Genomic DNA, 20,204 nt, shown 5'->3' on the forward strand with positions numbered 1-20,204 from the left:
GCCGGCGGACGACGCGCTGCTCGGCCGACCGCGCGGTGCGCAGCCGGGTGGGGGCTTCCTCGGCGGGCGGGTGGCCGCGTCGGGCGTGTCGCCGGTCGGTGCCGGTGGGCTGGCCGAAGTGGCACGGCGCCATGCCGAAGAGTTTGCGCCCCGGCAGTTCGAGACCCGCTGCGGCCTCAAGCTGCGCGGGGCGACGGCGATGGGCGCGCTGGGCGCCCGCATGGGCCTCGATTGGGAGCTGGGCGGCGAGGTGCTGCGCGCCCATCCCGGCGATCTGACGTCCGACCGGGTGCTGCTGACGCTGCAGGACGGCTCGGGTGTGCTGGTGCCGCTGCTGCCCGAATTCATCGGCGAGCTCAGTTTTGGCGACGACGGCCGGCTCGTCAGCCTGGCCTACGAGGCGTCGGCCAACTCGCCGCTATTCGATCCCGACGACACCCGCCGGATGGCCCGGCGGACAGGGCGCGAGCTGATCGTCTCGGCGCTCGCCCGGGGCGTCTTCCGGCCCGCGCCGGCGGTGCTCGACGCCCTGGTCGCCACGGCGATGGCGGGGCCTGCACCCGATCCGGTGCTGGCGCTGTTGCTGGCCTACGCCCTCGACGACGCCGGCCTGTCCGACCGGCTGGCCGAGCTGGTGGCGCGGATGCGAGGCGCCGGCGTTCCGCCGCTGTACGACGTGGCGGTGCTGGCGGGCCTCGCCGGCGAGGCGTCGCAGGGGTGTCCGCCCGGGTTGCCACTGATGGCCCGCGGCTGGGTCGGGCTGGCGGCGCGGGGCGTGATCCTGCCTGCGCCGCTCGCTGCACTGCCGCCGCTGTTGCGGCCGGCGCTGTGGACGCATTTCAGTCGCGAGGCCTGCGCGGTGCTCGCGGCGTGGTTGTCTCCCCCGGAGGTTCATCATGCGTGATCTCGTGCTGGTTCATGGACGCGCCCAGCAGCGTCTCGATTCGATCAAACTCAAGGCGGACTGGATCAAGGCGTGGGAACGCGGCCTGGCCCGGATCGGGCTGAAGCGCCCGCTCGCCGACGAGCAGATCCACTTGCCGTATTACGGCGACACCCTCGACCAGCTGGTCGCCGGCAAGTCGCCGGAGGAGGCGGCGAAGATCGTGGTGCGCGGGGTGCAGCCCGACGATTCGACCGCCCTGTCCCAGGACGAGAAGGCGTTCCTCGAAGCCGCCTTGATGGAGCACGTGGGGCGTTACGCCGCCAACCCCGAACTCGCGGTGATGAAGGAGATGCCTCAGGGGATGTCGGTGGAGCGGGGCGTGCTCAACTGGGAATGGGTGCAGGGCATCCTCACCGTGCTCGACCGCCATGTGCCGGGCGCCAGCGGGGCCAGCGTTGCGCTGGCGACCCGCGACGTCTATCAATATCTCACCCAGAAGCGCATTCGCGACGCCATCGACGACGGCGTCGCCAGCGCGATGCCGGAGGGAAAGAAGACCGTGGTGGTCGCCCATTCCCTCGGCACCGTGGTGGCCTACAACGTGCTGCGCAATCTGGGCCAGACGCGGGGCTGGTCGGTGCCGCAGTTCGTCACGGTGGGCTCGCCGCTGGCGGTCACGGTCATCAAGCAGCGGCTCGCGCAGCTCGCGCCGGTGGTCTTTCCTCCATGCGTGAGCCATTGGTACAACGCCATGGATGGGCGCGACGTGGTGTCGCTGTATCCGCTGGACGCCACCAATTTCCGCCTCAAGCCGGCCATCGAGAACAAGACCAACGTGGATAACCACACCGAAAACCGCCACGGTATCGACGGCTATCTCGACGACCCGGACGTGGCCCGCCGCATTTACGACGCCGTGGTGCAGGCGGACTGACCCCCGCCGCTCAGAGCAGGCTGCGCCCGGCCAGCGCGAGGCCCGAGGCGATGAGCATCAGGTTGAGCGCGCGCCGGAAGCCGTCGGCCGACAGCCGGCGGTCGATCAGCGCGCCGATGCGGTGGCCGAGGACGACCGCGGGGCCGAGCAGCACCGCGACGCCCAGCAGGCGCAGGTCGATCAGGCCCGACAGCGCGCACAGCACGATCCGCCACAGGGTGGACGCGGAGATCAGCACCGCCTGGCTGGCCCGAAAGGCGTCGCGGTCGGGCAGGCGGGCCTGCAGATAGCTGGCGTACACGAAGCCTCCGCTGCCGAACAGGCCCCCCAGCACCCCGCCGACGCCACCCCACAGCCACGCGGCCCGGGCCGACGGCGACCGGCGGGGCGCGCCGCGCAGGCTCCATGCGCCGTAAGCGGCGACGAATCCCCCCAGCAGCAGCGCCGAAACCCGCAGCGGCAGCACCGCGAGCAGCGCGACGCCCAGCGCCTGCCCCAGCACCATGCCCGGGAGCAGACGGCCGATGGCGGCGAGGTCCACCCGCTGGCGGTTGGCGTAGCCGCGGCGCAGGGCGCTGGCTCCGTCGAGCAGGGCCAGCAGCGGAATCACCTGCGCCACGGGCATCGCCCAGGCCAGCGGCGTGGCGGCGATCAGCGCGGTGCCGAAGCCGAGCAGCGCGAAGATTGCGTAGGCCAGCGCGACGACGGCGAACACCGCCAGGAGCGTGCTCGGGCTGCTGCCCGAGAACAGATCGGCGAGCGACGGGGGAAGGGCGAGGGTGGGCATGTTGGACGCGATGGACTTGATCGGACGTCAAGTGTGGCGGCCCGTCTGCTATAACGCCAATATCGAATAAATCATTCATCCATTCATTGTTGGCATGGTTAGTCTCAAGCAGATCCGCTACTTCCTGGCCGTGGCGGAGGCCGGTAATTTCTCCCAGGCGGCGGGCGGCTTGTTCATCGCCCAGCCGGCCCTGAGTCGCCAGATCGCCGCGCTGGAGGCGACGCTGGGTTACGCGCTGTTCGTCCGCGAAGCGCGTGGCGTGCGCCTGACTCCGGCCGGCGAGGTGTTCCGCGCCCGGGCGGCGGGCATCGAGGCGGCGCTGGCGGTGGCGGTCGAGGACGGGCGCGCCACCGAGCGGGGCGAGGCCGGCGTGCTGCGCCTGCTCCATTCCAGTTCGGTGCCGGTGGCCGGCCCCCTGCTGGCGGCGCTGGGTCGCTTCAGTCGCGAGGCGCCGGCGGCGCGGGTGGATCTGGACCGGGTGTCGTCGGAAGTGCAGGTGGCCGAGGTGGCGGCGGGGCGGGCCGACATGGGCCTGGCGCGTCTGCCCCTGCTGCATCGCGATCCGGCGGTGGAGCTGGTGACGCTGGCCGACGAGCGTCTGCTCGTGGCCTTGCCGCCGGGGCATCGGCTGGCGGGCCACGGCGGTATCGAGCTGGCAGCGCTGGCGGAGGAGGCCTTCGTGTCGGCGGTGCACCGGGAGCGGGGCGGCCTGGCACGGCGCGTGACCGACCTGTGCCTGGCGCGGGGGTTCGTGCCGCGGATGGCGGCGGTGATCTCGCGCAAGACGTCGATGCTGACCCTCGTCGGCGCGGGTTTCGGTGTCGCGGTGATCCCGGCGGGCATGGCCGGGCTGGTGCCGGCGGAGGTCGTCCTGCGTCCGTTGTCCGACCTGGATGCCAGCGCCGGCGCGGCGATCCTGCTGCCGCGCGATCCGTCTCCGCTGGCGCGGCGGATGCGCGAGGCGTGCCGTGCCGCCTGGGGCGCGCCCACCGGATAGCACCACGGACGCCGGCCACCCTCCCCGTGGGGCGGGCGGCCGGAACATTGGCGAGGCGGCTCCTCAGCGGATCATGTCGGCGCTGAAGGCATACGAGAAGCCCACCGCGAAGGCGTTGGCCGAGCCGTTGCCGCCGAGGGTCTGGGCGGCGGCGTTGTCGCCGCGGCTGCTGGCGTGGTCGAACAGGGCGTAGAGCTTGGTGTTCTTGTAGAGCAGCCAGGTGGCGCCCAGGCCCAGGGTGTCGACCCGCGGCTTGTTGCCGCTGGCGATGTCGTAGCGCTTCACGTAGTAGGCGGCGGTCACGTCGATGGCGGGCGTCACCGCGTAGGTGGCGCCGATGCCTTTCACCGAGGCGTCGGCGGCGCTGTAGGCGACGTTGGTGTTGGTGGAATCCTTCAGGGTGACGGCCGGCAGGGCGGTGTGGCCCATCGCGGCGCGCACGCTGAGGGGGCCGAAGCGGTAGCCGACGCCCAGGTTGTGGAGGCGGTACTTCACGTCGCGGTTGGTGACCACGTCCATCGGATTCCATTCGGTGTACGAGCCGCCGATGCTGAAGTTGCCGTAGTCGTAGCTGGCGCCCACGGCGGCCTTCGAGCCCTGGGTGTCGCCGCCGGCCACCGCGCCGGGGCTGTAGCCGGCCACGATGCGGGCACCGGCCAGGTTGGGGCTGACGTACTTGATCATCGCGTTGTCGCGGGAATCCAGGTTGCCCGACACGCCGGCGCTGTACTTGCCGGCGACGGTGTTCACCAGCCCCTGGCCGTAGATGGCGTTGCCCAGGTTGTAGGCGCCATACACCGAGGACATGAAGAAGTTGGTGTAGTTGGAGGGCTCGACCTTCACCACCGCGTCCACCGCCACCGTCTGCTGGCGGCCGAGGTTGAGGGTGCCGTAGCGGCCGGCAAGGCCCACGTAGGCGGCGCGGTTGAACAGCACGCTGCCGCCGTTGGCGCCGTTGTAGCTCGAGGGCGCGATCTGGCCGCTCACCGGCAGCATGTTGGCGCCGGACGAGGTGAGGAACTCGGTATCCACCTTGAACAGCGCGGTGAGCCCGTCGCCGAATTCCGTTGAGCCGGTGACGGCGAGGTTGGTGGGGGCCATGCCGCCGTTGAAGAACTTGGTGGTGCTGCCCTGGCTGGCGGCCGCCCCGGTGGCGACGTTGCCCTGGTGCCCGACGGCGGCGTCGAGGTTGCCGGAGATGTTGAGCTTGAAGCTGCCCGGGCCGCTGCTGGCCGGGGCTGGCGTGGTGGCCGGCGCGGCGGCGGCGGCCTTCTGTTCGGCCATCTGGCGCTGCAGGTTTTCGAGCTGGCGGGCGAGGGCTTCGATCTGCGCCTGCAGCTCCTTTTCGCCGGCCAGGGCGGGGCTGGCGGCGAAGGCGGCGGCGACGGAAAGCGCGAGCAAGCGCGCAGGATGGGCGTGACGGTGGCGTGACATGGTTGTCTCCTGTTTTTTGTGTGTGGTGTGCCCGCGGCAGGCGGCGGGCGGGGTGTGGGTCGGCCTGCCTGGTGGGTTCAGCGGTCCTCGAAGCGTGGCTTGCGCTTCTCGGCGAAGGCCGCCATGCCTTCCTTCTGGTCGTGCAGCGCGAAGCTCGCGTGCAGGGTCCGGCGCTCGAACAGCAGGCCTTCGCCGAGCGGGCTTTCGAAGGCGCGATTGACGGATTCCTTGAGCATCATCAGCACCGGCAGCGAATGCCCGGCGATCTCCCGGGCGGCGGCCAGGGCTTCGTCCAGCAGGCTGTCGGCCGGGACGACGTGGGACACGAGGCCGCAGCGCTCGGCCTCGGCGGCGTCCATCATCCGGCCGCGTAGCACGAGATCCATCGCCTTGGCCTTGCCGACCGCCCGCGGCAGGCGCTGGGTGCCGCCGGCGCCGGGCAGCGTGCCGATCTTCACCTCGGGCAGGGCGAAGCGGGCGGTGTCGGCGGCGAAGACGATGTCGCACATCATCGCCACCTCGCAGCCGCCGCCGAGCGCCACGCCCGACACGGCGGCGATCACCGGCTTGCGGAAGGTCTTGAGGCGTTCCCAGTTGCGGGTGATGAAGTTGCCCTTGTAGGCGTCCATGAAATCCATCTGGCGGATGGCGACGATGTCGGCGCCGGCCGCGAAGGCCTTGGCCGAGCCGGTGAGGACGACGCAGCGGATCGCCTCGTCGGCCTCGAAGGCGTCGAGCGCGGCGGCCAGGGCGTCCATCGCCGCGTCGTTGAGGGCGTTGTAGACCTCCGGTCGGTTGAAGCGGATCAGGCCGACGCGGTCGTGGGTTTCGATGAGGATGGGCGGGTTCATGGGGCCGCCCTCACTCGACGTCACCGAACGACTTGGCGATGGCCCGCAGCTTGAACTTCTGCAGCTTGCCGCTGGGCGTGCGGGGCAGGTCTTCGACGATCTCGAGGCGCTCGGGCCAGTACTGCTTGGCCACCTGGCGGCCTTCCAGGTAGCCGACCATCTCCTGAAAGTCGAAGCGCGCGCCGGGCTTGAGGGACACGAAGGCGCACACGCGCTCGCCCAGGCGCCGGTCGGGGTAGCCGACGATGGCCACCACGGCGATGGCCGGGTGCTGGTAGAGCAGGTTCTCGATTTCGACCACCGGGATGTTCTCGCCGCCGCGGATCACCACGTCCTTCGTGCGGCCGGTGATGCGGATGTAGCCCTCGGCGTCGATGGTGGCCACGTCGCCGGTGTCGAACCAGCCGTCGGCCGAGGTGGCGTTGAGCTGCGGGCGCTTGAGGTAGCCGCCGAAGAGCGAGGCGCCACGCACCAGCAGCGAGCCGCTTTCGCCGGCGGGCAGGCTGTGGCCGTTGGCGTCCACCACCTTGAGCTCCATGCCCGGCAGCGGGCGGCCGTCGGAGACGCCGGACTTGTCCATCGCCCGGGATGGTTCGGTGACGGTGACGGCGCCGTTCTCGGTCATGCCCCAGGCCGAGCACAGGCGCATCCCGAGGATGCTGGCGGCGCGCTCGATGAGCACCGGCGGAATCGGCGCGCCGGCGCAGCAGAACTTGTTGAAGCCCGGCGTGGTGGGTTCGCCGGCTTCGACGGCGTTGCACAGGTCGGCGACGAAGGGCGTCGAGGCCATGCTGAACGTGACGCCCTCGGCGCAGGCGATCTGCAGCGCCCGGCGGGCTTCCCAGATGTCCTGCAGCACGGTGGTGGCGTTGAGGATCAGCGGCAGCATCGCCAGGTAGGCGTAGCCGGTGAGGTGGGCCATCGGCGAGGCGCCGAGCACCACGTCGTCGTGCCCGAGTTCCATCGCCGCGATGTAGGCGTGGAGGTTGGAGAACAGCGTGTTGGAGGTGTGCATCACGCCCTTCGGCTCGCCGGTGGTGCCAGAGGTGTACATCAGCAGCAGCACGTCGTCGGGGCCGAGGCCGGGGCCCGTGAGGGGCGGGGTGTCGTCGCGCAGCAGGGCGGATTCGAAGCTGCTTTCGCCTTCGCCGCCGAGCACCACCAGCTGGCGCAGATGGGGCAGGCCGTCCAGCATGCCGCGGGCCATGGCCTCGTAGTCGAAGCCGCGGAACACCTTGGGCACCACGAAGACCTTGCTCTCGCCAAAGTTGAGCATGAAGTTGAGTTCGTGCTGGCGGAAGATCGGCATCACCGGGTTGGCCACCGCGCCGATGCGCACGCAGGCCAGCGACAGGGCGATGAACTCCCAGCAGTTGGGCAGCTGGAAGGTGACCACGTCGCTGCGCCCGACGCCCAGGCTCACCAGCCCGCGGGCGATGCGGTCCACGCGGGCGTCGAGCTCGCGGTAGCTCAGGCGCACCGGCGTGTCCTCGCCGGCGGCGTAGCTCACCACGGCGGTCTTGTCGGGGCATTGCTGCAGCGCGCGGCGCAGGGGCTGCTCGATGGTCTCGTCGCGCCAGAAGCCGGCGGCCTTCATGGGCGCCATGCGCGGGGCGAGCAGGATGGGATCGAATTTCATGGCATCTCTCCGGGTCGTCAGGACGCCGCGCGCGGGGCGACGAGCTTGCACTTGGATTCGCTCAGCGGCAGGGCGGCGTCGGCCGCCGGGATCACGCCGCGGACGTGGTAGTAATCCCACGGCTCGGTGGATTCGCCGGGCTTCTTGACCTCCAGCAGCAGCATGTCGTGGGCGAACTTGCCGTCGGCGCGGATGCGGCCCTTGAACAGGCCGTCGTCGATCTCGGCGGATTTGAGCTGCTTCATCACCGTGGCGGCGTCGTCGGTGCCGGTCTTCTCGACGGCCTTCAGGTAGTTGAGTACCGACGAATACACGCCGGCGTGGGCCATGCTGGGCATCTTCTTGGCGCGCTCGAAGAAGCGCCGAGACCAGGCGCGGGTCTTCGCGTCGCGGTTCCAGTAGAAGCCTTCGGTGAGGGTCAGGCCCTGGGCGGTCTTGAGGCCCAGCGCGTGCACGTCGTTGATGAACAGCACGATCGGCACCAGGCTCTGGCGCGAGCCGGTGATGCCGAACTCGGCCGCCTGCTTGATGGCGGTGATGGTGTCCTGGCCGCCGTTGGCCAGCGCGATCACGTCGGCCTTGGAGGCCTGGGCGCTGAGCAGGAAGGACGAAAAGTCGGCGTTGGGGAAGGGGTGCTTGGCCACGCCCACCACCTTGCCGCCGCCCGCGTTGACCACCTGGCTGGCGTCCTTGGTCATGGCCGCGCCGGCGGCGTAGTCGGCGGCGATGAAGTACCAGTTCTTCTTGCCGGCCTTCATCACCGCCTTGGCAGTGCCCGAGGCGAGGCCGTAGCTGTCGTACACCCAGTGGGCGGTGTTGGCGTTGCAGCGTTCGTTGGTGATGGCGAGGGACGCGGAGCCCGACACCAGCGCCAGCCGGTTCTTCTGCTCGGCGACGTCCATCACCGCCAGCGCGACGTTGGTGGTCACCAGCTCGACGATGGTGTCCACCTTGTCCCGGTCGAACCAGTTGCGGGCCCGCTCGGCGCCGATGTCGGCCTTGTTCTGGTGATCGGCGCTGACCACCTCGATCTTCTTGCCGGCCACCTGGCCGTTGCGGGCGAAGTCTTCCACTGCCATCTGGGCGGCGATCACCGCGCCGGCCCCGGTGAAGTCCGAATACGCACCGGACATGTCGGTGAGCACCCCGATCTTCACCACGTCGTCGCTGATCTTCTGCTGGGCCACGGCGGGCCCGGCGGCCAGCAGGGCGCTCGCCATCGCGGCGCCCAGCCAGTGTCGGGTGGGCCGCGCGGCGACGCCTGCGCGCTTGTTTCTGTTCTGCATGTCTCGCTCCTCTTGTGTCGTTTGTGCCTCGGTGCGCGTGCTTCCACGCCGCTGCGAAACGTATCGACCCGAGTAATATAAGTCAACATATTTACGTTTAATGGCGTTGGCGGTGAAAAATTACTTTGTGCTTTGCATCATCTAATTAGATTAAATTGCGTTTAAACAATTAATTAAAATATGTTCTATCGCACATCGATTTTCGATAGAAAAATTCAACTGACTAAATGTGTAAATATATTGACAGATTTGGGCGGCGATTTCTAAAATTCGCCGCACTTCCCAACCGAAAGGACCGACGATGGATTTCAGCCTGACCGACGAGCAGAAAGCACTCGTCGAATCCGCCAGCCGCTTTGCCCGGAATCGTCTTGCCCCGGATTACCGGGCCCGTGAGAAGGCCGAGCGCGTGGAGCGCGAACTGGTGATCGAGATGGCCGAGCTGGGTTTTCTCGGCCCGGAGCTGCCGGAGCAGTTCGGCGGTCTGGGGGTGGATTGCGTGACCAGCGGGCTGCTGCTGGAGCAGATCGCCTACGGGGACTTCAACGTGTCCTACGTCAATCTGCTCACGTCCCTGTGCGGCCAGATCGTCTCGAACTACGCCCGGCCCGAGATCGCCCGGGAGTGGATGGACGAGGTGATCACCGGCCGCAAGCTGATCGCCATCGCCCTCACCGAGCCTTCAGCCGGTTCGGACGCGGCGCGTCTCAAGTTGAAGGCGGTGCGAGACGGCAAGGATTTCATTCTCTCCGGCGAGAAAACCTCGATCTCGATGGCCACCCAGGCCGACGTGGCGGTGGTGTTTGCCCGCACCGGGCTGGAGTCGGACGGGGCGCGGGGCATCAGCGCCTTCCTGGTGCCGATGGATCTGCCGGGCATCACCCGCACGGCCTTCGACGACATCGGCACGCGGCCGGTGGGGCGTGGCTCGATCTTCTTCGACGGGGTGCGCGTGCCCGCCGAGATGATGCTCGGCGACGAAGGACAGGGTTTCGTTCAGGTGATGCAGGGCTTCGACTACAGCCGCGCGCTGATCGGCCTGCAGTGCATGGGCGTGGCCCGGGCGAGCCTGGACGAGGCGTGGCGTTACGCCCAGGAGCGCGAGGCCTTCGGCAAGCCGATCGCCGATTTCCAGGGGGTGAGCTTTCCGCTCGCCGAGGCCGAGACGATGTACGAGGCCTGCCGCAACCTGTGCCTCAAAACCCTATGGCTGAAGGACAACCACCTTTCCCACACCGCCGAGGCGGCCATGTGCAAGTGGTGGGGCCCCAAGCTCGCCTGCGAAATCATCCACCAGTGCCTGCTCACCCACGGCCACGGCGGCTACGGCAGCGACTACCACTTCGGGCAGCGCTACCGGGACGTGCTGGGCCTGCAGATCGGCGACGGGACCGCAAACATCATGAAGATGATCATCGCCCGCCAGAAGGTGGCCCAGTACCGGATCTGAGCGGCCTTACAGCTGCGACATGTTGCGCTGCAGGAGGTTGATGTAGTGGATGAAGGCCAGTCGGTCGTCGAACGAGAAGCCCTTGAGGGCCCCGTCATAGAAGTTGTGGATCGGGTCGGCCAGGGATTGCCACAGGGCCACGCCCTTCTCGCTGAGACGCACGCGCCGTTCGCGCCGGTCTTCGGCGCCGGTGCTGCGCTCGATGAGGCCGTCCCGTTCGAGGCGGCCGAGCAGGCCGGTGAGGTTCTGGCGGCTCACCAGCAGGTAGCGCGACAGCTCATTGACGCTCATCCCGCCTTCCACCTGGGGGCGCGACAGGGCGCCGAGCACCGACCACTGCTGGGTGGTGACGCCGAAATCGTCGAGGGCCTGGGTGCCCTTGGTGTGCAGCGTGTTGGCCGCCTGGAAGAGCCGGAAGAACAGGCGGTTGTTGATCTCGATGGAGGCAAGGCTCTTCTCGGTGGTCAGGTCGGTCATCGCGGCGGTACGTGAAGCGGGTGAAGCCGCATTGAAGCGCAAAGCAGGACGAAAACGCAACGGGCAGCGACCCAGAGCCCAATTACATAAAAGGAGAACAGTATGCGAGGCATCAAAGGAAAAGTGACCATCGTGACCGGCGGCGCCGGCGGCATCGGCGCGGCGATCTGCCGGCGTTTCGCCGAGGAGGGCGCCATCGTCGCGGTCTTCGACATCAACCTGGAAGCCGCTCAGGCGGTGGTCGCCGAGATCCGCGAGAAGGGCGGCAGCGCGGCGGCCTTCCAGGTTGATCTGACCAGCCAGGAATCGGTGCAGGCGGCCGTCGCCGCCGCCGAGACCCAGCTCGGCCCCACCTACATTCTGGTGAACAACGCCGGCTGGGATCACGCCGCGCCCTTCCTCAAGACCGACAAGCCCCTGTGGGACAAGATCGTCGCGGTCAATCTGTACGGCCCGCTCTACATGCACCAGGCGGTGCTCAAGGGCATGGCCGAGCGGGGCGCCGGCAAGGTGGTGAATGTGGCCTCCGACGCCGCCCGTGTGGGTTCCTCCGGCGAGGCGGTGTACGCCTTCTGCAAGGGCGGCCTGCTGTCCTTCTCCAAGACCATGGCCCGCGAGCTGGCCAGGAAGCAGATCAACGTGAACGTGGTGTGCCCCGGCCCCACCGACACCGCGCTGTTCCGCGACTTCGCCGGCGAAGGCGAGCAGGGCGAGAAGCTCAAGGGCGCGCTCACCAAGGCCATCCCCTTCGGCCGCCTCGGCCAGCCCGACGACCTGCCCGGCGCGGTGCTGTTCCTGTCGAGCGAGGAAGCCTCGTTCATCACCGGCCAGGTCATCAGCGTGTCCGGCGGCCTCACGATGGCCGGCTAGGCGGGCGCGAATAAATCTACTGCGCGTCCCGATCTCGCGATTCCGGTACTCGACGTACGCCTGTACGTCTCCGTTCCTCGTCGCGACCTCGGGCCTGCTCGCGACGATTTCTTCGCACCCTCCACGCTGACGAAGAAACAGATAGACAAAGCACAAACCCTCACCTGCAAGGAGACACCCCATGGAATACCGCGAAATCCTCTACACCAAGGTCGACGGCGTCGCCACCATCACCATCAACCGGCCCAAGCAGTTCAACGCCTTCACCGCCAACACCTGCGAGGAGATGATCCACGCCCTCAAGGACGCCGACTACGACCGCAGCGTGGGCGTGGTGGTGCTCACCGGCGCCGGCGAGAAGGCCTTCTGCACCGGCGGCGACCAGGGCACCCAGGACGGCGGCTACGGCGGCCGCGGCACCATCGGCCTGCCCATCGAGGAAGTCCAGAGCGCCATCCGCGACATCTCCAAGCCGGTGATCGCCCGCGTCAATGGCTACGCCATCGGCGGCGGCAACGTGCTGGTCACCATCTGCGACCTGGCCATCGCCTCTGACAACGCCCAGCTCGGTCAGGCCGGGCCGCGTGTCGGTTCGGTCGATCCGGGCTTCGGCACTGCGCTGCTGGCCCGCGTGGTGGGCGAGAAGAAGGCCCGCGAGATCTGGTACCTGTGCCGCCGCTACACCGCCCGGCAGGCGCTGGAGATGGGCCTCGTGAATGCCGTGGTGCCCCAGGCCGAGCTCGACGCCGAGGTGAAGAAGTGGTGCGACGAGATCCTCGAAAAGAGCCCCACCGCGCTGGCCCTGGCCAAGAAGTCCTTCAACGTGGATACCGAGATGATCCGCGGCATGGGCGGCCTGGCGATGCACGCCCTCAAGCTCTACTACGAGACCCCGGAATCGGCCGAGGGCGGCAACGCCTTCCGCGAGAAGCGCAAGCCGGAATTCCGCAAGCACGTGAAATAAACGCCCAGTTGTAGGGGCGAATTCATTCGCCCGCACGCTTCGACCCCTGCAATCGGACGCGTTCGCCCCTACCGCACCCCGTCCGTCCGAGGAAAGCCCACCATGATCAGAGATCAGGAAACCCTCAACCTGCTGCTCGACACGATCTCGCGCTTCGTGCGCGAACGCCTGGTTCCCTTTGAATCCATCGTCTCCGAGACCGACCACATCCCCGACGAGATCGTCGCCGGGATGAAGGCGCTTGGCCTCTTTGGCCTGTCCCTGCCCGAGGAGCACGGCGGCATGGGGCTGACGATGGAGGAGGAGGTGCTCGCCACCTTCGAGATCGGCCACGCCTCGCCGTGCTTCCGCTCGCTGTTCGCCACCAACAACGGCATTGGCGGCCAGGGCATCGTGATCGACGGCACCCCGGCGCAGAAGGCCCATTACCTGCCGCGCCTCGCAACCGGCGAGCTCATCGGCTCCTTCGCCCTCACCGAGCCCGACAGCGGCTCCGACGCCGCCAGCCTGCGCACCACGGCCCTCCGCGACGGCGACCACTACGTGCTCAACGGCACCAAGCGCTACATCACCAACGCGCCGGAGGCCGGCATCTTCACCGTGATGGCGCGCACCGACCCCGCCAACAAGGGCGCCGACGGCATCTCCGCCTTCATCGTCGAGCGCGGCACGCCGGGCCTTTCCCTCGGCCTGCCCGACAGGAAGATGGGCCACCGCGGTGCCCACACCTGCGACGTGATCTTCGAGGACTGCCGCGTGCCCGCCGCCAACCTCATCGGCGGCAAGGAAGGCGTCGGCTTCAAGACCGCCATGAAGGTGCTCGACAAGGGCCGCATCGCCATCGCCGCCATCTCGGTGGGCGTAGCCGAACGCATGCTCGACGACGCCCTGCGCTACGCCTGCGAGCGCAAGCAGTTCGGCAAGCCCATCGCCGAGTTCCAGCTCATCCAGGCCATGCTGGCCGACAGCAAGGCCGAGCTCTACGCCGCCCGCAGCATGGTGATCGACGCCGCCCGACGCCGCGACGCGGGGCTCGATGTGGGTACCGAAGCCTCGTGCGCCAAGCTGTTTGCCTCCGAGATGTGCGGCCGCGTGGCCGACCGCGCCGTGCAGATCTTCGGCGGCGCCGGCTACCTGGCGGAGTACGGCATCGAGCGCTTCTACCGCGACGTGCGCCTGTTCCGCCTCTTCGAGGGCACCACCCAGATCCAGCAGCTGGTGATCGCCCGAAACATGATCCGCGCAGCCACCTGACCCCAACAATCAAAAAGGACGACGCCATGACCCACTTTCAATGGGACGACCCCCTGCTCCTCGACCAGCAGCTCACCGACGAAGAGCGGATGATCCGCGACACCGCCTACGCCTACTGCCAGGAGCGCCTCGCCCCCCGCGTGCTGGAGGCCTTCCGCAACGAGCACACCGACCTCGCCATCTTCCGCGAGATGGGCGAACTGGGCCTGCTGGGCCCCACCATCCCCGAGCAATACGGCGGCGCCGGCCTCAACTACGTGAGCTACGGGCTGATCGCCCGGGAAGTCGAACGTGTCGACTCCGGCTACCGCTCGATGATGAGCGTGCAGAGCTCGCTGGTGATGGTGCCGATCAATGAGTTCGGCAACGAAGCCACCAAACAGAAATACCTGCCCAAGCTCGCCAGCGGCGAATGGATCGGCTGCTTTGGCCTCACCGAGCCCAACCACGGCTCCGACCCCGGCAGCATGATTACCCGTGCCCGCAAGGTGGACGGCGGCTACAGCATTTCGGGCAGCAAGATGTGGATCACCAACAGCCCGGTGGCCGACGTGTTCGTGGTGTGGGCCAAGGACGACGAAGGCAAGATCCGCGGCTTCGTGCTGGAAAAAGGCTGGAAAGGGCTGTCGGCGCCGGCGATCCACGGCAAGGTCGGCCTGCGCGCCTCGATCACCGGCGAGATCGTGATGGACGAGGTTTTCTGCCCCGAGGAAAACGCCTTCCCCGACGTGCGCGGCCTGAAAGGCCCATTCACCTGCCTCAACTCCGCCCGCTACGGCATCGCCTGGGGCGCGCTGGGTGCGGCGGAAGATTGCTGGCACCGCGCCCGCCAGTACGTGCTCGATCGCAAGCAGTTCGGCCGCCCGCTGGCCGCCAACCAGCTCATCCAGAAAAAGCTCGCCGACATGCAGACCGAGATCACGCTGGGCCTGCAGGGCTGCCTGCGGCTGGGGCGGATGAAGGACGAGCACATCGCCGCGGTGGAGATCACCTCGATCATGAAGCGCAACTCCTGCGGCAAGTCGCTGGAGATCGCCCGCCTGGCGCGCGACATGATGGGCGGCAACGGCATCTCCGACGAGTTCGGCGTGGCGCGTCATCTGGTGAATCTCGAGGTGGTGAACACCTACGAAGGCACCCACGACATCCACGCGCTGATCCTCGGCCGCGCCCAGACCGGCATCGCCGCCTTCGGCAACTGAGCCCGCCCACCCCGACGGAGCCCGCCGAATGACCGGACCGACCCCCAGCCCCGCCGCCCCGGACGCGGAAATCGTTCTCGAGACCCACGGTCTCGTGAAGGAATTCCGCGGCTTCGTGGCCGTGAATGGCGTGGATCTGCAGATCCGCAAAGGCCACATCCACGCCCTGATCGGCCCCAACGGCGCCGGCAAGACCACCTGCTTCAACCTGCTCACCAAGTTCCTCGCGCCAAGCCGCGGCAGCATCCGCTTCAAGGGTGAGGACATCACCCGCAGCAGCCCCCAGCAGATCGCCCGGATGGGGCTGGTCCGGTCGTTCCAGATATCGGCGGTGTTCCCGCACCTTTCGGTGCTGGAGAACGTGCGCATCCCGCTGCAGCGCAAGCTCGGCACCAGCTTCCACTTCTGGAAGAGCGGCCGCAGCCTCGACTGCCTCAACGACAAGGCGATGGAAATCCTGGCCCTCGTCGGCCTCGAGCGCTTTGCCCGGATGGTCGCCGTCGAGCTGCCCTACGGCCGCAAGCGGGCGCTGGAGATCGCCACCACCCTGGCGCTGGAGCCCGAGATGCTGCTCCTCGACGAACCCACCCAGGGCATGGGCCACGAGGACGTGGACCGGGTGATGCAGCTCATCAAGGCGGTATCCAATGGGCGCACGGTGCTGATGGTCGAGCACAACATGAAGGTCGTCTCCGGCATCTGCGACGCCATCACCGTGCTCGCCCGGGGCGCCGTGCTGGCCCAGGGCGACTACGCCAGCGTGTCGCGCAACCCGGCGGTGATTGAGGCCTACATGGGCAGCGAGGCCGCCCACGCGGCGGGAGGGCTCTGAGATGAACCAAGCTTTGTTCAGCCCCGTCGCCGTGCCCGATGCCCACGCCACCGCCCACGCCACCGAATACCTGCGCGTCTCGAGCCTGCACGCCTTCTACGGCGAATCCCACGTGCTGCACGGCATGGACTTCACCGTGCGACGCGGCGAATGCGTGGCGCTGCTGGGCCGCAACGGCTCCGGTCGCACCACCACCCTACGCGCCATCATGGGCCTCACCGGCAAGCGTACCGGCTCGATCATGATCAACGGCCGCGAGGCGGTCGATCTGCCACCCCACAGGATCGCCCAGCTCGGCGTGGGCTATTGCCCCGAGGAGCGCGGCATCTACGCCGGCCTCAGCTGCGAGGAAAACCTGCTGCTGCCGCCCCTGGTGGGCAGCGGTGGGATGAGCGTCGACGAGCTGTACGCGATGTTCCCCAACCTCGCCGAACGTCGCCACAGCCCTGGCACCAAGATGTCCGGCGGCGAACAGCAGATGCTGGCGATGGCCCGCATCCTGCGCACCGGCGCGCGGCTGCTGCTGCTCGACGAGATCTCGGAAGGCCTGGCGCCGGTAATCGTCCAGCGCCTCGCCGAGATCATCGCGACGCTCAAGGCGCGGGGTTTCACGATCCTGCTGGTGGAGCAGAACTTCCGCTTCGCCGCGCCCCTGGCCGACCGCCTGTTCGTCGTCGAACACGGGCAGGTGGTGGCCGAGATCGCGCAGCACGAGCTCCAGGAAAAGCAGGCCTTCCTGCAAGAGGCACTGGGCGTATGACGGCGGTCCTCCTCTCCCGCCGCCTGCGCTTGCCTCGGCCTGCATTCTCCACTCGGCCCCCGTTGGCCGTCGGGCAGGGCGCCGGCCCCGCTGTCGTGTTCATCCGGGGCTGCGCTGACCACCCGCCCGGATGGCAGCGGCAGCCCGCGTCCTGCCATCTTTTTCGGAGTCTCCGCCCATGAACGAAATCTTCGGTGTGCCTGTGCCGGCACTCCTTGGCCAGCTCACCCTCGGGCTGGTCAATGGCTCCTTCTACGCCCTGCTGAGCCTCGGCCTCGCGGTCATCTTCGGCATGCTGCACATCATCAATTTCTCCCACGGCGCCTGCTACATGATGGGCGCGATGTTCACCTGGATGGCGCTGGAATACCTCGGGCTGGGCTACTGGTGGGCGCTGCTGCTGGTGCCGCTGGGCGTGGCGGTGATCGGCATCGTGCTCGAACGCCTGCTGCTGCGCCGGCTGTATCGCTTCGACTACCTCTACGCGCTGCTCCTCACCTTCGGCATCGCGCTGATGATCGAGGGCGGCTTCCGGCAGGCCTTCGGCGTGGCCGGTCAGCCCTACGCCATCCCCGAGGCGCTGGCCGGCGCCTTCGACCTGGGCTTCATGATGCTGCCGCGCTACCGGGCGTGGGTCATCGTGGTGTCGCTCGCGGTGTGCCTGTTCACGTGGTTCATGATCGAGAAGACCCGGCTCGGCGCCTACCTGCGCGCCGCCACCGAGAACCCGCGGCTCACCCAGGCTTTCGGCATCAACGTGCCGCTGATGGTGATGCTCACCTACGGCTTCGGCGTGGGGCTGGCGGGGCTGGCGGGCGTGCTTGCCGCGCCCACCGCCCAGGTGGGGCCGCTGATGGGCAGCAACCTGATCATCGTGGTCTTTGCGGTGGTGGTGATCGGCGGCATGGGCTCGATCCTCGGTTCGGTACTCACCGGGCTGGGGCTGGGTGTGGTGGAAGGGCTCACCAAGGTCTTCTACCCCGAGGCCAGCGCCGTCGTCGTGTTCGTGATCATGGCCGTCGTCCTGTGGTTCCGGCCGGCCGGGCTTTTCGGAAAGGAAGCATGATGAATCCGCAACGTCTTCCGCTGGGTTATCTCGCGCTGCTGGCGGCGCTCCTCGTCGCGCCGGCGCTGGTCTATCCGGTGCTCGTCATGAAGGTGCTGTGCTTCGCGGTGTTCGCCTGCGCCTTCAACCTGCTGCTGGGCTACACGGGCCTTCTGTCCTTCGGACATGCGGCCTTCCTGGGCGGGGCGGCTTATCTCACCGCCCACGCGCTCAAGGTGTGGGCGGTGCCGACCCTCGTCGGGCTGGCCCTGGGCACGCTGGGCGCGGCGGCCCTGGGCTGGGTGGTGGGCAGCCTCGCCATCCGCCGGCAGGGCATCTACTTCGCGATGAGCACGCTGGCGCTGGCCCAGCTGGTGTTCTTCCTGTTCCTGAAGAGCGAATTCACCGGCGGCGAGGACGGCCTGCAGGGCGTTCCGCGCGGGAGCGTGCTGGGCTTCGACCTGTCGTCCGACACCCACCTGTATTACCTGGTGCTGGCGGTGGCGGCCGGGGCGTTCTGGCTGATCCATCGCAGCATCCACTCGCCCTTCGGGCAGATCCTCAAGGCCATCCGCGAGAACGAGCCCCGCGCCATCTCCCTGGGCTACGACGTGGATCGCTACAAGCTGCTGGCCTTCGTGCTGTCGGCGGCGGTGAGCGGGCTGGCTGGCGCGCTGAAGACCCTGGTGTTCAGCTTCGCGACGCTCTCCGACGCCCACTGGCACACCTCCGGCGAGGTGGTGCTGATGACCCTGCTCGGTGGCGTCGGCACGGTGCTCGGCCCGGTAGTCGGCGCCACGGTGATCGTCACCCTGCAGAACGAGCTGGCCGACAAGGTCGGGTCGATGGTCACGGTCATCACGGGCTTCATCTTCGCCGCCTGCGTGCTCGCCTTCCGCCGCGGGCTGGTGGGCGAGGCCATCGCCCTGTACCGCCGCATGATCGGCGAGAAGGTGCGCTGAGCCCCCGCCACGACCCGAACCCGCGATCCAACCCCACACCGACAAGGAACCCATCCCATGAAGATTCTCGTACCCATCAAGCGGGTCGTCGATTACAACGTCAAGATCCGCGTCAAGGCCGACCAGAGCGGCGTCGAGCTGGCCAACGTCAAGATGGCCATGAACCCCTTCGACGAGATCGCCGTTGAAGAAGCCGTGCGCCTGAAGGAAGCCGGCACCGCCACCGAGGTGGTGGCCGTCTCCGCCGGCGTCGCCCAGTGCCAGGAAACCCTGCGCACCGCCATGGCCATCGGCGCCGACCGCGGCATCCTCGTCGAATCCGACGCCGACCTGCAGCCGCTGGCCGTCGCCAAGCTGCTCAAGGCCATCGTGGCCAAGGAACAGCCCAAGCTGGTGATCCTCGGCAAGCAGGCCATCGACGACGACGCCAACCAGACCGGCCAGATGCTCGCCGCGCTGCTCGGCTGGCCCCAGGCCACCTTCGCCTCCAAGGTCGAGGTGAGCGGCGACGGCGTGCGCGTGACCCGCGAGATCGACGGTGGCCTCGAAACCCTGGTCCTGCCGCTGCCGGCGGTCATCACCACCGACCTGCGCCTGAACGAGCCGCGCTACGCCACGCTGCCCAACATCATGAAGGCCAAGAAGAAGCCGCTCGACACCGTCAAGCCAGCCGACCTGGGCGTCGATGTCGGCCCGCGCCTCACCACCCTCAAGGTCGTCGAGCCCGCCGCCCGCAGCGCCGGCGTCAAGGTGGCCGACGTGGCCCAGCTGATCGACAAGCTGAAGAACGAAGCCAAGGTGCTGTAAGCGCCCTGTAGGGGCGAATTCATTCGCCCGCGGACTTCGACTGACCGACTGAGGGCGAATGAATTCGCCCCTACAAAACCGGAGACACAGAACATGCCCATCCTCGTCATCGCCGAACACGACAACGTTGGCCTCAAGGCCGCCACCCTCAACACCGTTTCCGCCGCCACCAAACTGGGCGCCGACATCGAAGTGCTGGTCGCCGGCAGCAACTGCGGCGCCGCCGCCGAAGCCGCCGCCAAGCTGGCGGGCGTCGCCAAGGTCAAGGTGGCCGATGCCGCCGCCTACTTTGATCAGGGCGCCGAGAACCTCGCCGCACTGCTGGTCGACGTGGTCAAGGCCGGCGGCTACAGCCACGTGCTCGCCCCCGCCACCACCTTCGGCAAGAACGTCCTGCCGCGCGTCGCCGCGCTGCTGGATGTCGCCCAGATCTCCGACATCGTCGCCATCGAGTCGGCCGACACCTTCGTGCGCCCGATCTACGCCGGCAACGCGCTGGCCACCGTCAAGTCGTCCGACGCGGTGAAGATCATCACCGTGCGCACCACCGCCTTCGACGCCGTCGCCGAGGGTGGCAGCGCCGCGATCGAAGCGGTCGCCGCCGGCCCGGATCTGGCCCAGAGCCAGCTGGTCGGCCGCGAGCTCACCAAGTCGGCCCGCCCGGAGCTGGGCGCCGCCAAGATCATCGTCTCGGGCGGCCGTGGCCTGGGCAGCGGCGATGCCTACCGCGCCACCCTCGAACCGCTGGCCGACAAGCTCGGCGCCGC

Annotated in this window: 20 protein-coding genes; 14 read left to right on the forward strand and 6 right to left on the reverse strand. The window is 68.3% G+C overall.

Translation table 11 applies throughout. From position 1 onward, the window contains the following. Positions 1–904 (forward strand): hypothetical protein (locus tag ACE3P2_RS06940; protein WP_374262601.1); only part of this gene is annotated, 904 nt, incomplete at its 5' end. Continuing rightward, the gene (locus ACE3P2_RS06945) at positions 897–1,820 is read left to right on the forward strand and encodes a hypothetical protein (protein ID WP_374262604.1); all 924 of its coding nucleotides are present in this window, start codon (positions 897–899) and stop codon (positions 1,818–1,820) included. The genes ACE3P2_RS06940 and ACE3P2_RS06945, both read left to right, overlap by 8 nt. Before the next feature lie 10 nt (positions 1,821–1,830). Here ACE3P2_RS06945 and ACE3P2_RS06950 read toward each other — a convergent pair whose 3' ends face one another. Then, positions 1,831–2,607 (reverse strand): TSUP family transporter, encoded by a 777-nt coding sequence (locus tag ACE3P2_RS06950; protein WP_374262606.1) that lies wholly within the window; start codon positions 2,605–2,607, stop codon positions 1,831–1,833. 94 nt (positions 2,608–2,701) lie between these two features. Here ACE3P2_RS06950 and ACE3P2_RS06955 point away from each other — a divergent pair, with 94 nt between their 5' ends. Continuing rightward, positions 2,702–3,604, forward strand: coding sequence for a LysR family transcriptional regulator (locus ACE3P2_RS06955; protein ID WP_374262609.1), 903 nt, complete (start codon positions 2,702–2,704; stop codon positions 3,602–3,604). A 63-nt stretch (positions 3,605–3,667) separates the two neighbouring features. On the opposite strand, the gene ACE3P2_RS06960 is transcribed toward ACE3P2_RS06955, so the two are convergent. The 4 genes from ACE3P2_RS06960 to ACE3P2_RS06975 all read right to left on the reverse strand — a co-directional run bounded on the left by ACE3P2_RS06960 (position 3,668) and on the right by ACE3P2_RS06975 (position 8,814). Beyond that, the gene (locus ACE3P2_RS06960) at positions 3,668–5,038 is read right to left on the reverse strand and encodes a porin (RefSeq protein ID WP_374262612.1); all 1,371 of its coding nucleotides are present in this window, start codon (positions 5,036–5,038) and stop codon (positions 3,668–3,670) included. A gap of 77 nt (positions 5,039–5,115) precedes the next feature. After that, on the reverse strand, positions 5,116–5,889 hold the full coding sequence (locus ACE3P2_RS06965) for an enoyl-CoA hydratase (protein WP_374262615.1): 774 nt from the start codon (positions 5,887–5,889) through the stop codon (positions 5,116–5,118). 10 nt (positions 5,890–5,899) lie between these two features. After that, complete coding sequence (gene aliA / locus ACE3P2_RS06970; RefSeq protein WP_374262618.1) at positions 5,900–7,528, reverse strand: cyclohexanecarboxylate-CoA ligase; 1,629 nt, start codon at positions 7,526–7,528, stop codon at positions 5,900–5,902. A 17-nt stretch (positions 7,529–7,545) separates the two neighbouring features. Continuing rightward, a complete protein-coding gene (locus tag ACE3P2_RS06975) occupies positions 7,546–8,814 on the reverse strand; it encodes an ABC transporter substrate-binding protein (RefSeq protein ID WP_374262621.1) in 1,269 nt (422 codons plus the stop codon). A 301-nt stretch (positions 8,815–9,115) separates the two neighbouring features. Here ACE3P2_RS06975 and aliB point away from each other — a divergent pair, with 301 nt between their 5' ends. After that, positions 9,116–10,264: a cyclohexanecarboxyl-CoA dehydrogenase gene (gene aliB, locus ACE3P2_RS06980; RefSeq protein WP_374262624.1), complete on the forward strand. Its 1,149-nt coding sequence runs from the start codon at positions 9,116–9,118 to the stop codon at positions 10,262–10,264. A 6-nt stretch (positions 10,265–10,270) separates the two neighbouring features. Here the strand turns inward: aliB and ACE3P2_RS06985 are convergent, their stop codons facing one another. Beyond that, a complete protein-coding gene (locus tag ACE3P2_RS06985) occupies positions 10,271–10,741 on the reverse strand; it encodes a MarR family winged helix-turn-helix transcriptional regulator (RefSeq protein WP_374262627.1) in 471 nt (156 codons plus the stop codon). A gap of 102 nt (positions 10,742–10,843) precedes the next feature. Between ACE3P2_RS06985 and badH the strand changes: the two genes are divergently transcribed. The 10 genes from badH to ACE3P2_RS07035 form a co-directional block, all read left to right on the forward strand. After that, on the forward strand, positions 10,844–11,611 hold the full coding sequence (gene badH / locus ACE3P2_RS06990; protein WP_374262629.1) for a 2-hydroxycyclohexanecarboxyl-CoA dehydrogenase: 768 nt from the start codon (positions 10,844–10,846) through the stop codon (positions 11,609–11,611). 181 nt (positions 11,612–11,792) lie between these two features. Beyond that, positions 11,793–12,575 (forward strand): 2-ketocyclohexanecarboxyl-CoA hydrolase, encoded by a 783-nt coding sequence (gene badI / locus ACE3P2_RS06995; protein ID WP_374262632.1) that lies wholly within the window; start codon positions 11,793–11,795, stop codon positions 12,573–12,575. 102 nt (positions 12,576–12,677) lie between these two features. Further along, positions 12,678–13,829 (forward strand): acyl-CoA dehydrogenase family protein, encoded by a 1,152-nt coding sequence (locus ACE3P2_RS07000; RefSeq protein ID WP_374262634.1) that lies wholly within the window; start codon positions 12,678–12,680, stop codon positions 13,827–13,829. A gap of 26 nt (positions 13,830–13,855) precedes the next feature. Continuing rightward, positions 13,856–15,031 (forward strand): acyl-CoA dehydrogenase, encoded by a 1,176-nt coding sequence (locus ACE3P2_RS07005; RefSeq protein ID WP_374262637.1) that lies wholly within the window; start codon positions 13,856–13,858, stop codon positions 15,029–15,031. Between the two features lie 28 nt (positions 15,032–15,059). After that, positions 15,060–15,863, forward strand: a complete 804-nt coding sequence (locus ACE3P2_RS07010; RefSeq protein WP_374262640.1) for an ABC transporter ATP-binding protein — start codon at positions 15,060–15,062, stop codon at positions 15,861–15,863. Between the two features lies 1 nt (position 15,864). Continuing rightward, positions 15,865–16,623, forward strand: coding sequence for an ABC transporter ATP-binding protein (locus ACE3P2_RS07015; RefSeq protein WP_374262643.1), 759 nt, complete (start codon positions 15,865–15,867; stop codon positions 16,621–16,623). Positions 16,624–16,801: 178 nt separating this feature from the next. Then, a complete protein-coding gene (locus tag ACE3P2_RS07020; RefSeq protein ID WP_374262645.1) occupies positions 16,802–17,689 on the forward strand; it encodes a branched-chain amino acid ABC transporter permease in 888 nt (295 codons plus the stop codon). Next, positions 17,686–18,630: a branched-chain amino acid ABC transporter permease gene (locus ACE3P2_RS07025; protein WP_374262648.1), complete on the forward strand. Its 945-nt coding sequence runs from the start codon at positions 17,686–17,688 to the stop codon at positions 18,628–18,630. The genes ACE3P2_RS07020 and ACE3P2_RS07025 overlap by 4 nt, the downstream gene beginning before the upstream one ends. Positions 18,631–18,687: 57 nt before the next feature. Then, positions 18,688–19,437, forward strand: coding sequence for an electron transfer flavoprotein subunit beta/FixA family protein (locus ACE3P2_RS07030; protein WP_374262650.1), 750 nt, complete (start codon positions 18,688–18,690; stop codon positions 19,435–19,437). Between the two features lie 93 nt (positions 19,438–19,530). Beyond that, positions 19,531–20,204, forward strand: a 674-nt coding sequence (locus ACE3P2_RS07035) for an electron transfer flavoprotein subunit alpha/FixB family protein (protein WP_374262652.1), incomplete at its 3' end; no start/stop codon positions are given.

The organism is Zoogloea sp., from assembly GCF_041911615.1.
Taxonomy (GTDB): Bacteria; Pseudomonadota; Gammaproteobacteria; order Burkholderiales; family Rhodocyclaceae; genus Zoogloea.

Coding starts and splice junctions, on each gene's coding strand:
- ACE3P2_RS06945 (WP_374262604.1), top strand. CDS start 897: ATGCGTGATCTCGTGCTGGTTCATGGACGCGCCCAGCAGCGTCTCGAT.
- ACE3P2_RS06950 (WP_374262606.1), bottom strand. CDS start 2,607: ATGCCCACCCTCGCCCTTCCCCCGTCGCTCGCCGATCTGTTCTCGGGC.
- ACE3P2_RS06955 (WP_374262609.1), top strand. CDS start 2,702: ATGGTTAGTCTCAAGCAGATCCGCTACTTCCTGGCCGTGGCGGAGGCC.
- ACE3P2_RS06960 (WP_374262612.1), bottom strand. CDS start 5,038: ATGTCACGCCACCGTCACGCCCATCCTGCGCGCTTGCTCGCGCTTTCC.
- ACE3P2_RS06965 (WP_374262615.1), bottom strand. CDS start 5,889: ATGAACCCGCCCATCCTCATCGAAACCCACGACCGCGTCGGCCTGATC.
- aliA (WP_374262618.1), bottom strand. CDS start 7,528: ATGAAATTCGATCCCATCCTGCTCGCCCCGCGCATGGCGCCCATGAAG.
- ACE3P2_RS06975 (WP_374262621.1), bottom strand. CDS start 8,814: ATGCAGAACAGAAACAAGCGCGCAGGCGTCGCCGCGCGGCCCACCCGA.
- aliB (WP_374262624.1), top strand. CDS start 9,116: ATGGATTTCAGCCTGACCGACGAGCAGAAAGCACTCGTCGAATCCGCC.
- ACE3P2_RS06985 (WP_374262627.1), bottom strand. CDS start 10,741: ATGACCGACCTGACCACCGAGAAGAGCCTTGCCTCCATCGAGATCAAC.
- badH (WP_374262629.1), top strand. CDS start 10,844: ATGCGAGGCATCAAAGGAAAAGTGACCATCGTGACCGGCGGCGCCGGC.
- badI (WP_374262632.1), top strand. CDS start 11,793: ATGGAATACCGCGAAATCCTCTACACCAAGGTCGACGGCGTCGCCACC.
- ACE3P2_RS07000 (WP_374262634.1), top strand. CDS start 12,678: ATGATCAGAGATCAGGAAACCCTCAACCTGCTGCTCGACACGATCTCG.
- ACE3P2_RS07005 (WP_374262637.1), top strand. CDS start 13,856: ATGACCCACTTTCAATGGGACGACCCCCTGCTCCTCGACCAGCAGCTC.
- ACE3P2_RS07010 (WP_374262640.1), top strand. CDS start 15,060: ATGACCGGACCGACCCCCAGCCCCGCCGCCCCGGACGCGGAAATCGTT.
- ACE3P2_RS07015 (WP_374262643.1), top strand. CDS start 15,865: ATGAACCAAGCTTTGTTCAGCCCCGTCGCCGTGCCCGATGCCCACGCC.
- ACE3P2_RS07020 (WP_374262645.1), top strand. CDS start 16,802: ATGAACGAAATCTTCGGTGTGCCTGTGCCGGCACTCCTTGGCCAGCTC.
- ACE3P2_RS07025 (WP_374262648.1), top strand. CDS start 17,686: ATGATGAATCCGCAACGTCTTCCGCTGGGTTATCTCGCGCTGCTGGCG.
- ACE3P2_RS07030 (WP_374262650.1), top strand. CDS start 18,688: ATGAAGATTCTCGTACCCATCAAGCGGGTCGTCGATTACAACGTCAAG.